This is a genomic window from Protofrankia sp. Cas3 (assembly GCF_963555955.1).
GTDB lineage: Bacteria > Actinomycetota > Actinomycetes > Frankiales > Frankiaceae > Protofrankia.
The window spans coordinates 1-13,475 of record NZ_CAUVXP010000163.1; the positions used below are offsets into that span (position 1 = coordinate 1).

The following is a 13,475-nucleotide window of genomic DNA, read 5'->3' on the forward strand; positions in this document are numbered from 1 at the left end:
CCGTGTCGCGAGTGTAGTGGATTTCGTTTTCGATGCCCCATTGGCCGCGGACGTGGGAGTGGAAGTAGGACGCTGTGGCACGTGTGCTCGTAGCGCTGGTGAGGACGAGGGCATATTCGCGAGTGAGGCGAGTTCCGGCGAGGTCGAACTCGTCTCGCCGGATGATGGCCGCATTGTTGACATGTGGGAACTCAATACCTTCGGCTTTCGTGGCCCAGGTCTGCCAATTTTTGATCCGGCCGTGTCCACGTTCCTCGACCTCGTGGTGGGCTGGTTCCTGGAGAAGTGGAAGGACCCGGTCGAACGTCTGCTTTTTTAGTGTCGGGCGGTTCCCCTTCACGGTCATCACTGTAGTCCATCCCGTGCTTGACGATGTCCTTCGCGGTGTCGTCCTGAGTATGCGCCGCGTCGAGGGTCGCGGTCGGCCTGCACGGCATTGCCGGAAGCTGGTCGAGCAGGTCCTCGACCTGGGTGATCTCGTTGGTGTCGTCGGGGACGCGGATCTGTCCGACGACGAGACCTCTTCCGTGGATCATTGCGGCGAGTAGCTTGACCTGCGTCTTCTCGTCCGCCCAGGCTCCACGCATGACCGTGCCGTCGATCGCGATGGCGATCTGCTCTCCGTTCTCCCAGGCGGTCTGCGCGAAGAGCCAGCAACCGATGCGGGCGTCCAGGGCCGCAATGTCGATGGCCTGGAGGACCCTGCGGATTGTCTTCTCACTGGGTACTCGGTACCTTCCGAGAAAGTGGTCGTAGGGCGCGCCCAACCGGGCCAGCAGGGGCTGGGGTATCCTCGTCCCGCCAAAACGGGCGAGGCGCTGCTGGTCGATCTGGAAACCCGGCTGGACGCGGTGGTGCTGCGGGCCGGCTTCGCGCGCACGATCTACCAGGCGGGCCAGGCCGTGACCCACGGGCATGTGGCGATGGACGGCCGCAAGGTTGACAGGCCCTCGTACCGGGTTCGGCCGGGCGACGTCGTCGAGGTCGCGGACCGCAGCAAGGCGCTGGCGCCGTTCGTGACTGCGGCTGCCGGCGGGCACGCCGCCGTGGTCCCGCCCTACCTGGATGTGGATGTCGCGGCGCTGCGGGCCCGGCTGATCCGGCTCCCCGCGCGGGAGGAGATCCCGGTGATCTGCGACGAGCGCATGGTAGTTGAGTTCTACGCACCGTAGGTGTGTCGGCGGCGTCGTCCCGCTGCCGCCGGCATACCTGACGACCTGCCGGGGTTACTCCACGGCCTGCTCGACCTGCGCACACCACCAGCCGACGCCGAGGAGGTCCGGTAGGCTTCTCCAACGGCCGGCACTTGATCGTGGACGGCGCAGCCCCCGAACACCCGTTGTCGCTGCCCGCCGCCGCGAATGCGGTCGCCGCCGTCTCCACCACCGGCGACGCTGCGGCCACCAGGCTGAGCGTCCTTACACCTTCGAGGAACCGTCGTGACAGTCGTCTGCCCTGGCTGCGGAAACCGCGACGAGCTGAACCCGGTGCGGTGGCGCTGCTCGTGCGGCGGGCTGTTCGACCTCGAAGACCATGATGCCGGGCTCACCCTGGCATCCAACGACCGGCATGGCATGTGGCGCTATGCCGGCATGTTGCATCCCGCCACCCACGACCTGGACTGGCAGGCGCTGACCCTCGGGGAGGGAATGACCCCACTCGTCTCGCTGGAAACACACCCGACCGGCGCCCGCGTGCTCGGAAAGCTTGAATATGTCATGCCGACCCTGTCGTTCAAGGACCGCGGCGCGGTCATGCTCGTCGCTGCCGCACGCCGGCTCGGAGTACGGCGGATGGTCGCTGACTCCAGCGGCAACGCAGGAACCGCGATCGCCGCGTACGCAGCGCGCGCCGGGATCCCGCTTGAGGTCTACGTGCCGACAGCCACCTCGGCGAAGAAGACGGTGCAGATGCGGGTGCACGGGGCGGTCGTGCACTGGGTGGACGGGAACCGAGCCGCCGCCGCCGACGCGGCGATCGGCGCGGTGGAACGGTCGGGTGCCTTCTACGCCAGCCACGTCTACAACCCGCTGTTCGTCGAGGGCGTGAAGACCTTCGCGTTCGAACTGGTCGAGCAGCTCCACGGGAAGGCACCCGACCTACTCGTCCTGCCAGTGGGCAACGGCACCCTCGTGCTCGGCACCTATCGCGGCTTCCGGCAGCTTCAGCGGTCCGGCTTGGTCGACGACATCCCGCCGATCCTCGCCGTGCAGGCAAGACGGTGCGCCCCGATCGCCGCCGCGTTCGCCGCCGACGCCGCCCACGTCGCCGCCGTGGCGCCCGAGACCACGATGGCCGAGGGCATAGCGATCGCGGCGCCGCCGCGAGGCGCTGAGATCCTCGCCGTCGTGCGCGCCAGCAACGGGCGGGTGGTCACCGCGCCGGAGGAGGCTATCCTGCCGGCCCAGGCCCGGCTCGCCGCCCGTGGGCTGTTCGTGGAACCCACCGCGGCGGCCACCTATGCCGGCCTGTCCGACTGGCTGAACGGACCCGGCGCCACCTGGATCACCGCACATTCCCACCGCACCGGACGCCCACCCCTGATCGTCCTGCCGCTCTGCGGAGCAGGACTGAAGGCGACGTGACACCTGACCACCAAACACCCGCCGTCGACCCCGGCAGCCAGACCGGCGCGGGGCATGGTCTGACGCATACGTGTGAAAAGGTTGGCGCGGACTGCCCGCCGACGCCGACCTGTCCTTGGTAGCTCAGCCTGTCTTCTGGGCGCTGTCGCGATGGGATCAGGTGTGTATCTCGTTCTCCGCGCACCTCATCGTATGGGCGATCACTTACCGGCGGTTGAGAATATCTGGGTTCACATTCTTGTCGACACGGGTCGGGCCTGGGGCTACCGGATGGTATCGTTGCGCAGCAACTTTGCACAGCTCGAAGTCATATGTCAAGGCTGTCGTCGTAAGTTGCGCCGGGGTTGATATCGCAGAGCTCTCATAGCTGACGCCCGGGTGTTCAACCGACGCCGGGCCGCGGTTGAGCACCTTCTCCGGCGCCGTCCCGTCGGGCGCGCCATTTCGCATCACCACGCCCTTTCACCTGCGATGTTCGGCGGAATCGGGCCCCTCTTCGCGGTGGGCGACCGGGAGGCACGTATTGATTGACCGTGCGGCCCTCGGCCATAGTGGATCGCGGTGTCATGGTGATCAGCGATGAGCCGGTGCGTCGTGCGGGGCGGGCTCCGATGCCGGGCCACGGCCGATAACTGAAGGAGACCCGATCCTCGATGCGAATCGAGTCCGTCGGCCAGCTCGGCTTCCTGGAGCGCCTGGCCGAGGTCAACATGGCGATCATCTAGTTCCGCGGCAAGTACTGACCACGGTCGCCAGCCGGCGGTGCCGGACCATCGATTCCTGACATCACGCCTCATGGGGGTGCCCGCATGGCCGCTCGAGACGTCGAGCACGTCGAGCACGTCGAGCACGTCGAGCACGTCGAGCACGTCGAGCACGTCGAGCACGTCGAGCACGTCGAGCACGTCGAGCACGTCGAAGTGTCCATCGGCGACGCGCTGCGCAAGGAGGGCCTGCACGCCAGCGTGTCCGATCCGGTGCTGGACACGATGAACTTCCTCAACGAGGTCACCCTGCGCTATCCCGACGCCATCTCGTTCGCCCCGGGCCGCCCGCACGACGGCTTCTTCGACGTCGAGCAGATCTTCACGCACCTCCGACGTTATCTCTCCCACCTCGCCGACAGCGGGCAGACGCCGGCCCAGATCCGCGACGCGTTCTTCCAGTACGGCCCGACGGCCGGCCGTATCCGCGCGTTGGTCGCCGACTCGCTGCGCAAGGACGAGGGCATTGACGTTCCGCCGGAGTCCGTCGTGGTTACCGTCGGCTGTCAGGAGGCCATGCTCCTCACCCTCCGGGCACTGATCGCCGGATCCGACGACGTGCTTGTGGTCCCAAGCCCCTGCTATGTCGGCGTCATCGGCGCGGCGCGCGTGCTCGACATCGGGCTCGCGGTGGTCGAGGAGCAGCAGGACGGGTTCCGCTGCGCCGACCTGGAGGCGGCAGTGCTCGCCGAGCGGGCGCGCGGCCGGCGGCCCCGCGCCTTCTACGTGGTCTCCGATCACTCCAATCCGCTGGGGACGACCATGCCGCTGGCGGTCCGGCACGAACTGCTCGACCTGGCCGCGCGGCTCGGTGTGCTGATCGTCGAGGACAGTCCGTACCGGCTGGTGAGCCCCGGGCGACAGCTGCCGACCCTGAAATCTCTCGATCGGCGGCGCGGGGTAGTGCACCTGGGGTCGTTCTCCAAGACCCTGTTTCCCGGCGCGCGGGTGGGGTTCGCGGTCGCCGACCAGGTCGTGGTCGACCGGGCCGGCGGGACCGGGCTGCTGGCCGACGAGCTCACCCGGATCAAGAGCATGGTGACGGTGAACACCTCCCCGCTCAGTCAGGCCGTCGTCGCGGGCATGCTGCTGGCCGCCGACGGCCGGGCTGCCGACCTCAACGTGGCGACGTCGGCGTATTACGGGGACGCGATGCGGGCCACGCTCGCCCAACTGGAGGCGAACATCCCGGCCGAGCGCCGCGCCGCCCTGGGCGTGAGCTGGAACCGGCCCAGCGGCGGGTTCTTCCTGACCGTCAACGTCCCCTTCCTTGCGGACAACGCCGCGCTGGCCCGCTCGGCGCAGGACTTTGGAGTCATCTGGACCCCGCTGTCCTACTTCTATCCGCGCGGCGGCGGGCACCGGGCCATCCGCCTGTCCACGAGCTACCTGACCCAGGCCGACATCGTCGACGGGATCGCGCGGCTCGCGCGGTTCATCACCTCCGGGGCCACCTCGCCGTCGACCGCACTGTCCGTATCGGCTGCCCAGCCGTCATTCGAGAGAGGATGATCGAAGTGATTAGGGTGACACCCAGGCTGCGAAGCAGGCCCCGTATGTGGGGGTGGACGTTCCGATGACCGCCAGCCTCAGCCTGCCTCTCCTCGCCTCGCACGACTTCGGCGCCGCGGCGCCGCGGATGCCGAACGCCGCCCGGATCGCCGGCGTCGGCACCGCCGTGACGCAGGACTCCTACAGCCAGCGGGAACTGCTCGACATCTTCCGGATCACCGATCCCAGGATCCGATCGGTGTTCCTCAACAGCGCGATCGAGCGACGGTACCTGACGATCCCACCGCAGGACGCCAACGGCCTGCGGGTCCCGGAGATCCAGGGCGAACTCCTGGCCAAGCACAAGAAACTCGCGGTCGACATGGGTTCGCGCGCCCTGCTGACGTGCCTGGACAGCGTCGGGGCCGACCTGGCCGACCTCGACTACCTGTGCTGCGTGACCACGACCGGATTCCTCGTCCCGGGACTGAGCGCCCTGATCATCCGACAGCTGGCGATCAATCCGAGTTGCCATCGGGTGGACGTCGTGGGTATGGGCTGCAACGCCGGACTCAACGCCCTGAACGGGATGGTCGCCTGGGCCCGGGCCAACCCCGCACGGCTCGCCGTGATGGTGTGCGCGGAGGCCTGCTCCGCCGCCTACGTCTTCGACTCCACGATGCGGACCGCGGTCGTCAACAGCCTGTTCGGGGACGGCGCGGCGGCCGTCGCACTGATCGCCCCCGAACGCGGCGGCGACGCGGCGGCGGGCCCGCGAGTGCTGGGCTTCGCCAGCCATATCATCACCGACGCCGTCGGGGCTATGCGCTACGACTGGGACGACGACCAGAACAAGTTCAGCTTCTTCCTCGACCCCGACATCCCCTACGTGGTCGGCGCCAACGCCGAGCACGTCGTGGACCGCCTGCTGTCCGGCGCGGGACTGCGCCGCGGCGACGTCGGGCACTGGCTCGTGCACTCCGGTGGGAAGAAGGTCATCGACGCGGTCCGCGTCAACCTCGGTCTGACCCGCCACGACGTCCGGCACACCGTGGAGGTGCTGCGCGACTTCGGCAACCTGTCGAGCGGCTCTTTCCTCTTCTCCTACGACCGGCTGCTCAAGGAGAAGGTCGTCAGGCCCGGCGACTACGGGGTCCTGATGACCATGGGACCGGGTTCGACCATCGAGACCGCATTGATCCAATGGTGACGGGGCGGGATATGCGACAGGGTGCTGACATCACGAGGACGGATGACGGCGTCCTGGGCGACGAGGTGCTGCGGATCGACGGCAGGCAGCCCATCTCCGCCGACCTGGTCGCGCGGGTCGGGCAGGCCTGCGACCGGGCCGAGGCGCTCGGCGGGTCGGCCCGGGTGATCGTCCACCTGTTGGGCGTGCCCGAGGGGACGTGGACCGACGGGCTGAACGTGGCGTTGGTGAACCGGTGGGAGCGCGGGCTGCGGCGGCTGGAGCGGCTGCCGGCCACGACTGTCGCGGTCGCGGACGGCGACTGTGGTGGCGTCGCGCTGGACATCCTGCTCGCCACGGACTACCGGGTCGCGACAACCACCACGCGGCTCATCGTGCCGGTGGGGTCGGGTGCGACGTGGCCGGGGATGGCGTTGTACCGGCTGGCGAGCCACGGGTCGGCCAGGTCGGCGGTGCGCCGGGCGGTGCTGTTCGGTGCCCCGATCGACGCGCTGTCCGCGCTGGCGCTGCAGCTGGTCGACGAGGTGACCGACGAGGTGGGCGAGGCGCTGGACCGGGCCGCCGGGTTGACCGGCGCCTTCGCAGGGCCCGAACTCGCCATCCGGCGGCAGCTGATGCTCGACGCGGGGACGACATCCTTCGAGGAGGCGCTCGGCGCGCACCTGGCGGCCTGCGATCGTGCGCTGCGGCAGATCTCGGCGGGAGCGGCGTCGTGAGCGCGGACGTGGCGCCCGCCGGAGCGGACCCGGCGACCGGGGAGGCGGATGCGCGGCTGTCGGCGGTCCGCGCGGACCTTCCCAGTGCCCGCCATGCGCTCGCTCAGGCCGCCGAGGACGCGGACAAGCAGCTCGTCTCCCTTCCCGAGCCCGCCCAGCGGACTCCCGAGCAGCGCGCCGCCGCCGGAGTGCGCGACGCCGTCAGGACCCTGCGATGCGCGTTCCTCGACGCGCACGTTGACGCCGTCTACGACGAGCTGACCGACAGCCGGTCGCGTCACGTCCCGATCGGCGAGCTGGCCGAGGCCGCCGCGGACCGCTTCCCCGGACTGGTCCCCACGCGGGAGCAGATCACAGCCGAGCGGACCCGGACACAGGCCGGCAAGGATGGCCACGAGATCGACCAGGGAATTTTCTTCCACCGCGTGCTGGGCTCGGCTTCGGCCGGTCCGCACCTGCTGGACGCGATGCTCCGCCCGACGCCGCGCGCCCTGGGCCTCCTGCCGCAGTTTACCGAGTCCGGCCGTGCGGACCTGGGCTCCGTCCGCGTCGAGCGGCATGGGGGAGCGACCCGGCTGACGATGTGCCGCGACGACTGCCTGAATGCCGAGGACGACCGGCAGGTGGACGACATGGAGACCGCCGTCGACCTCGCACTGCTGGACCCGAAGACCCGCGTCGGCCTGCTGCGCGGCGGCGTGATGAGCCATCCGCGCTACTTCGGCAGGCGGGTCTTCAGCGCGGGCATCAATCTCAAGGCCCTGCACGCGGGCCGTATCTCGCTCGTGGACTTCCTGCTGCGCCGCGAGCTCGGCTACCTCCACAAGCTGCTCAAAGGGGTTCTCCTCGGCGACGGCGCGTCCTGGCACTCGCACACCGTCGAGAAACCGTGGGTCGCTGCGGTGGACGGGTTCGCGATCGGCGGTGGCGCCCAACTGCTGCTCGTCTTCGACCACGTGCTCGCCGCCGCTGACTCCTACCTCAGCCTGCCCGCCGCCCAGGAGGGCATCGTCCCGGGCGCCGCGAACTTCCGCCTCGGCCGGTACGGCGGGGCGAGGTTCTCCCGGCGGCTGGTGCTGCACGGCCGCAAGCTCTGGGCGAGCGATCCCGAGGCCCGGTTCCTGGTCGACGAGGTGGTCGAGCCCGAGGAAATGGACGAGGCCGTCGAGAAGGCCCTCGAGCGGCTGCAGGGCCCGGCCGTCCTGGCCAATCGCCGGATGCTGAACCTGGCCGAGGAGCCCGCGGAGGGGTTCCGCCGTTACATGGCCGAGTTCGCGTTGCAGCAGGCGCTGCGGATCTACGGCGACGACGTCATCGGAAAGGTGGGACGGTTCGCCGCGAAGGGCACGGTGGCGTGAGCCAGGCCGACGGACCACGGGTCCTCCTGGAGAAGAAGGACCACGTGGCCCGGGTCACGCTGAACCGGCCAGCCGTGCTCAACGCGATGGACCTGCGCACGCACGCCGAGCTCGCGGAGGTCTGGGACGACGTCGAGCACGACGACGACGTGCGCGTGGTTGTGCTGACCGGCGCCGGGGACCGGGCGTTCTCGGTCGGGCAGGATCTGCGCGAGCGCGCCCGGTTGACCGCCGCCGGGGCCGCGCCGACGACGTTCGGCAGCCGCGGTCAGCCGGGCTGGCCTCGGCTGACCGAGCGGTTCGCCTTCAGCAAGCCGGCGATCGCCCGAGTCAACGGCTACGCCCTGGGCGGCGGCTTCGAGCTCGCCTTGGCCTGCGACCTCGTCGTGGCCTGCGACACGGCGGTCTTTGCGCTGCCGGAGGCCACCTTGGGCCTGGTGCCCGGCGCCGGCGGCGCGTTCCGGTTGGCCCGACAACTGCCGTTGAAGACCGCGATGGGCCACATGTTGACCGGCCGCCGGATCCCGGCCGACCTCGCGCTGCGCTTCGGACTGGTCAACCAGGTCGTGCCCGCCGCGGAGCTGGACGCGTGCGTCGAGGAATGGACGGCCGACCTGCTGCGCAGCGCGCCGCTGGCGGTGCGGGCGATCAAGGAGGCGGTCATGCGCTCGCTCGACATGCCCCTGGAGCAGGCCTTTGAGACGCGCTTCGGCTGGGAGGAACGGCGGATGCACAGCGAGGACGCCGTGGAAGGCCCCCGAGCCTTCGCCGAGGGCCGTGTTCCCGTGTGGCGTGGCCGCTGACCGTCGCCCCGCTCGACCATCCGGCGCCGGAAGGTCACTGCGACGAGTCCCGCGCGCGAAGAGCGGTCGCCGGGTGGGATCCGTTCGCACCCTGAGACGCGAATTGAATGTGGAAGAGCTCCGCGTAGAGCCCGTCGGCGTCCAGCAGCTCCTCGTGCGTCCCTCGTTCCCGGATGCGGCCCGCGTCGATGACGAGGATCTGGTCAGCCTCGCGGATGGTGGACAGGCGGTGGGCGATCACCAGCGAAGTCCGGCCGGCCAGTGCGATCTTGAGGGCGCGTTGGATTGCCGCCTCCGATTCGGAGTCCAGGTGCGCGGTGGCCTCGTCGAGGACGACGACCGGCGGTGACTTGAGTAGCAGCCGGGCCAGCGCGATGCGCTGCTTCTCCCCGCCGGACAGGCGGTGCCCACGGTCGCCGACTACGGTGTCGAGGCCGTCCGGAAGCGAGGAGACGGTGTCCCAGATCCGGGCCGCTTCGCAGGCTTCGATGATGTCGAGCTCGGTGGCGTCCGGGCGGGCGTAGATCAGGTTGGCGCGGATCGTGTCGTGGAACAGGTGCGCGTCCTGAGTGACCACGCCGACGGTGTCGCCCAGCGAGCGCAGGGTCAGGTCGCGGACGTCGAGCCCACCGATGCGCACGGTTCCCGAGGTCGGGTCGTACAGCCGTGGCACCAGCTGGGTAATCGTGGTCTTGCCGGCGCCGGACGGCCCGACCAGCGCGGTCAGTTGTCCGGCCGGGGCTCGGAAACTCATCCCCGACAGGACGTCGGTCGTGCTGGCGCGTTCCGGTTTGCGGACGGCGATGGATTCCAAGGAGGCGAGCGAGACCTCGGAGGCATTCGGATAGCGGAAGGAGACGTCGTCGAACTCGATGTCCGGAGCCGTCGCGCCGTCCGCGCCGGCGGCCGGCAGCGCACGGGCGCCGGCTCGCTCCACGATGAGCGGCACCAGGTCGAGCACCTCGAAGACCCGGTCGAAGCTGACCAGCGCGGTCACGAAGTTCTTCTGGATGTTCGTGACCTGGTTGATCGGGCCGTACAGCCGCATCAGTAGCGCGAACATCGCGATGAGGGTACCGACCTGCAGCGCGCTGTGGATGGTCAGCGCGCCGCCGACGCCGTACACCAGCGCCGTGGTGAGGCCGGTGAGCAGGGAGATAATCATGAACAGCATTCGTCCGTACACGGTCTCGGTGACTGCGATGTCGCGGACCCGGCGGGCCCGGTCGGCGAAGGCCGCGGACTCGTTGTCGGGCTGTCCGTAGAGTTTGGCGAGCAGGGCACCGGAGATGTTGAAGCGCTCGTTCATCATCGAGCCCATCTCGGCGTCGAGCTGCATCGTGGTCCGGGCCAGGCGCTGCAGCCGCCGGGCGATCACCTTGGCGGGCAGCAGGAACAGGGGGATCATCAGCAGCGCGGCGACGGTGATCGCCCAGGACAGGTAGAGCATTGCGACGAGCACGAGAGCCAGGGTCAGCACCACGGACAAGGTCTGGGAAAGCAGCGACGTGACCGCCTGCTGGGCCCCGATCACGTCGGTGTTGAGCCGGCTGACCAGGGAGCCGGTCTGGGCCCGGACGAAGAACGCGAGAGGCTGGCGCTGTACGTGGTCGAACACCTCGGTGCGCAGGTCGTAGACCACGCCCTGGCCGACCCGCGCCGACGACCAGGACTGGACGAAGACCGCCAGCGCGTCGACCAGCGCCAGTGCGGCGATAGCGAGCGACAGTGCGACGACCACGGACAGTTTCCCGCGGGCTATCCCGTCGTCGATGACCATCTTGAGCAGCAGCGGGCTGGCCACCGTCGCGATCGCGTCGAAGGCCGTGACCGCCAGCAGTGTGGCCAGTGCCCAGCGGTAGCGCAGCGCGTACGGGACGATGCGCCGGACCGTACCGGGTCGGACCTTCTGCCTGGAGATGGACCCGTCGTCGAACCGGAGACGCCCCATCGGACCCGAAGCCGGGCCGCCCATTATACTCACGGATACCTTCCCTGGTCTGTCCGGCGTCGGTGGCCGGGGCTGCGACAGCGTTCCTGTGTCAGTGCCCGTCAAGGAATTCGATGATCGTTGCGTTGAGCTCTTCCGGCTTCTCGAGGTGTCCAAGGTGGCCGGCGTCGGGGATCTCGACGTAGTCGCAGTCCGGGATCGCCTCGGCCACCTCGGCACCCAGGTGCGGTGGCGTGATGAGGTCATCGGTGAAGGCGACGACCCGGCACGGTGTGGCGACGGCACGCAGCCGCTCGCTCCGGTCGGTGTCGTTGTCGATCCAGGCCTGGCCGGGGGTGATGTCGCGCCGAGCGCTGGCCAGCGCGAAGAGCTCCAGCCAGGAGGCGACCACGGCGTCGTCGTTCAGGGTCGCAGGGGAGAGCATGTCGAAGACTCGTTTGGCGGACTCGTACTCGGCGGGCAGGCGGATGCCGCTTTCCAGCAACGCTCGCTCCGCGGCCGTCTGGGCGCGGCGGGCGGCGTCGGCGCGGGCTCGGGTGGCGATCAGGACCGCGCACCGGACGAGGTGCGGGTGGTCGATGGCCAGTTCCTGGGCGATGGTGGCACCCAGGGAGCTACCGACGATCCGGCACGGCGCCAGCCCCAGCTCTTCGATCAGCCCGGTGGTGTCGGCGACCATGTCGGCGAGCGAGTACTTGTCAACGGGGGCGTCCGACGGCGGGATGCCCCGGTTGTCGAAGACAACCGTCTCGTAGCCGGCCCGGTTCAGCGCAGGCGTCTGGTGCATGGTCCAGGCGTGACCGCCGGCGCCAGTGCCAATGATCATCAGAACTCGGTCGCCCTGGCCGGACCGCTGGTAGGAGAGTCGGATGCCGTTCGTGTGCAGGAAGGGCATGTCCGCTACCAGCGCCACTCGCGTTTGTTGAGCAGATGCTCGGCGGGGATGCCGCGGTCGGCGCACCAGCTCAGGAACTCCTCGATCTGCTTGATCTGGTAGGTGTCCTCGGTGTAGGTGGTGGCCATGACGTGCCCCTGCCAGCTCTCCTCACCCATGGCGTAGACGTAGGCCTCGCCGGCGCCGAGTTCGGTCATGATGTCGGCGGCCTGCGCGGCATTCGACCCGGACAGCTTGCGGGAATCGCTCATCTTCTTGCTCACCGGCCGGGTCAGCAGGCCCTGGTACAGCCAGGTCAGCGGGGCCCCGTCGCACTCCATGCCGAGGAACGCCAGATCCGCCGGGCCCAGGTGCTCGCGCACGTGGCGGTAGAGCACCGGGTCGACGCCCGAAGAGTCTGCGCCGACATATACCGACCTGCCGGCCAGCTCGACCCAGTAGGTCGACTTGCCGCGGATGTCGAGGTCTGCGTGTTCGCCGAGGAACGGCGTCGCGGTCACCTTCCCGCCGGGGAAAGGCACCTCGTCGAAGTCGTCGACCTCCACCACCGGCAGCCCGAGGTGCCTGAGATAAAGGCTCATCGAGGGATCGGGCAGGTTGCCGCGGGACGAGCGTGGCACCACCACCGCGTCCACCCTGCTGCGCAGCTGCAGCAGGGTCTCCAGGACAATGTGGTCCTGGTGCCCGTGGGTGATCAGTACCAGGTCGATGTGGTCGGGCAGATCGTCGAGGGTGTACCGGTCGCCGTGGCGGTTGTCGGTGCTGATGAACGGGTCGGTGACCACGGCGACCTGCGTGGTCTGCAGCACGAGGCAAGCATGGCCGTAGTAGCGGATCCGGCCGCCGGAGTCGATGTGCCGGTCAGGGGACAGGCTCGGCCTGGTGTCCAGCAGACTGTCGAGGAGGACCGCCTGGGCGTCGTCGAGTTCGAGGACCTCCCGTAGACGAGCCGAGCTTGTCGGCTGTATCCGAGCCTTGACCAGCTCCTCCATGCCCGTGTGGCGGAACGGTAGCGGCAGGTCGAGCAGGTCGGGCGCCGGCAGGCGGGGAGTGCTCAGGATGAAGGGGCGCTCCACCCCGTCGTCGAACGAAAGCTGGAACGACTGGCGCCGCTCGTCGTAAACGGGGGACTTGTAGGCCAGCGGTTCCAGAAAGCGCACCGAGGGCTGATTGCTGGTGTCGTAGGCCAACTCGACCAGGCCGTTGAGCGCGGCCGGCAGCTTCGGGTACAGCGGGGTGAGGCCGAATCCGGTCGCATTCTGCCGTACGAGCTCTTCGGCCTCGACCACCGCCGCGGCGAACTCCAGCATCGTAGCGCGATCCCGCTTGATCGAGTCGGCCAGCTCGGCGACCTCCACGCTGCGAGCCTCTTCGACACCGACGAAGTATCCGCCGCGCAGCTCGGGGTTACGGCTGGCAGCGACGTGCACCAGCGGGGACTGCAGGTACGACTCAAGCAGCGGTAGCTGCACGAATGCCAGGTTCATCGCCGCCTGGACGGGTGCCACTGTGTGCAGCCAGGCGTAGAACCGGTCGACCAGCGGCTCGATGATCACATTTGAGCGGAGATATCTCGGCTCTCTCTCGCCACCCATGCAGTCTCCATCGTCGTCGAAGTCGGGTATTGCTGCCAGCCATTGCGGGTGGTCCGTGGGAAGCCGCACCCGTGCCGTACTCAGGTGCGCCCCACTATCGCAGCTGT

At 69.0% G+C, this 13,475-nt stretch carries 9 protein-coding genes and 3 pseudogenes; 7 read left to right on the forward strand and 5 right to left on the reverse strand.

Translation table 11 applies throughout. From position 1 onward, the window contains the following. Together U9983_RS22725 and U9983_RS22730 are read right to left on the reverse strand one after the other, a co-directional pair. Window positions 1-346 (reverse strand): annotated as a pseudogene (locus U9983_RS22725) (ISAs1 family transposase); the annotation flags it as partial. Window positions 347-410: 64 nt separating this feature from the next. Continuing rightward, a pseudogene (locus U9983_RS22730) lies at window positions 411-917 on the reverse strand (hypothetical protein); the annotation flags it as partial. Here U9983_RS22730 and rpsD point away from each other — a divergent pair. The 7 genes and pseudogenes from rpsD to dpgD form a co-directional block, all read left to right on the forward strand. Further along, window positions 801-1,172, forward strand: a pseudogene (gene rpsD, locus U9983_RS22735) (30S ribosomal protein S4); the annotation flags it as partial. The pseudogenes U9983_RS22730 and rpsD overlap by 117 nt on opposite strands. Before the next feature lie 267 nt (window positions 1,173-1,439). After that, window positions 1,440-2,585: a pyridoxal-phosphate dependent enzyme gene (locus tag U9983_RS22740; protein ID WP_322755967.1), complete on the forward strand. Its 1,146-nt coding sequence runs from the start codon at window positions 1,440-1,442 to the stop codon at window positions 2,583-2,585. A gap of 809 nt (window positions 2,586-3,394) precedes the next feature. Continuing rightward, the gene (locus U9983_RS22745; RefSeq protein WP_322755968.1) at window positions 3,395-4,861 is read left to right on the forward strand and encodes a PLP-dependent aminotransferase family protein; all 1,467 of its coding nucleotides are present in this window, start codon (window positions 3,395-3,397) and stop codon (window positions 4,859-4,861) included. Window positions 4,862-4,988: 127 nt separating this feature from the next. Beyond that, complete coding sequence (gene dpgA / locus U9983_RS22750; protein ID WP_416211488.1) at window positions 4,989-6,050, forward strand: 3,5-dihydroxyphenylacetyl-CoA synthase DpgA; 1,062 nt, start codon at window positions 4,989-4,991, stop codon at window positions 6,048-6,050. A gap of 11 nt (window positions 6,051-6,061) precedes the next feature. After that, window positions 6,062-6,766, forward strand: a complete 705-nt coding sequence (dpgB, locus tag U9983_RS22755) for an enoyl-CoA-hydratase DpgB (protein WP_322755970.1) — start codon at window positions 6,062-6,064, stop codon at window positions 6,764-6,766. 56 nt (window positions 6,767-6,822) lie between these two features. Beyond that, window positions 6,823-8,124, forward strand: coding sequence for a (3,5-dihydroxyphenyl)acetyl-CoA 1,2-dioxygenase DpgC (dpgC, locus tag U9983_RS22760; RefSeq protein ID WP_416211489.1), 1,302 nt, complete (start codon window positions 6,823-6,825; stop codon window positions 8,122-8,124). Further along, window positions 8,121-8,927 (forward strand): enoyl-CoA-hydratase DpgD, encoded by an 807-nt coding sequence (dpgD, locus tag U9983_RS22765; protein ID WP_322755972.1) that lies wholly within the window; start codon window positions 8,121-8,123, stop codon window positions 8,925-8,927. The genes dpgC and dpgD overlap by 4 nt, the downstream gene beginning before the upstream one ends. 34 nt (window positions 8,928-8,961) lie before the next feature. On the opposite strand, the gene U9983_RS22770 is transcribed toward dpgD, so the two are convergent. The 3 genes from U9983_RS22770 to U9983_RS22780 form a co-directional block, all read right to left on the reverse strand. After that, on the reverse strand, window positions 8,962-10,902 hold the full coding sequence (locus U9983_RS22770) for an ABC transporter ATP-binding protein (RefSeq protein ID WP_322755975.1): 1,941 nt from the start codon (window positions 10,900-10,902) through the stop codon (window positions 8,962-8,964). 67 nt (window positions 10,903-10,969) lie between these two features. After that, window positions 10,970-11,791 carry an alpha/beta hydrolase gene (locus tag U9983_RS22775; protein ID WP_322755973.1) on the reverse strand — a complete coding sequence of 274 codons (822 nt, stop codon included), beginning with the start codon at window positions 11,789-11,791 and terminating at the stop codon, window positions 10,970-10,972. Further along, window positions 11,779-13,475 (reverse strand): MBL fold metallo-hydrolase (locus tag U9983_RS22780; RefSeq protein ID WP_322755974.1); only part of this gene is annotated, 1,697 nt, incomplete at its 5' end. The genes U9983_RS22775 and U9983_RS22780, both read right to left, overlap by 13 nt.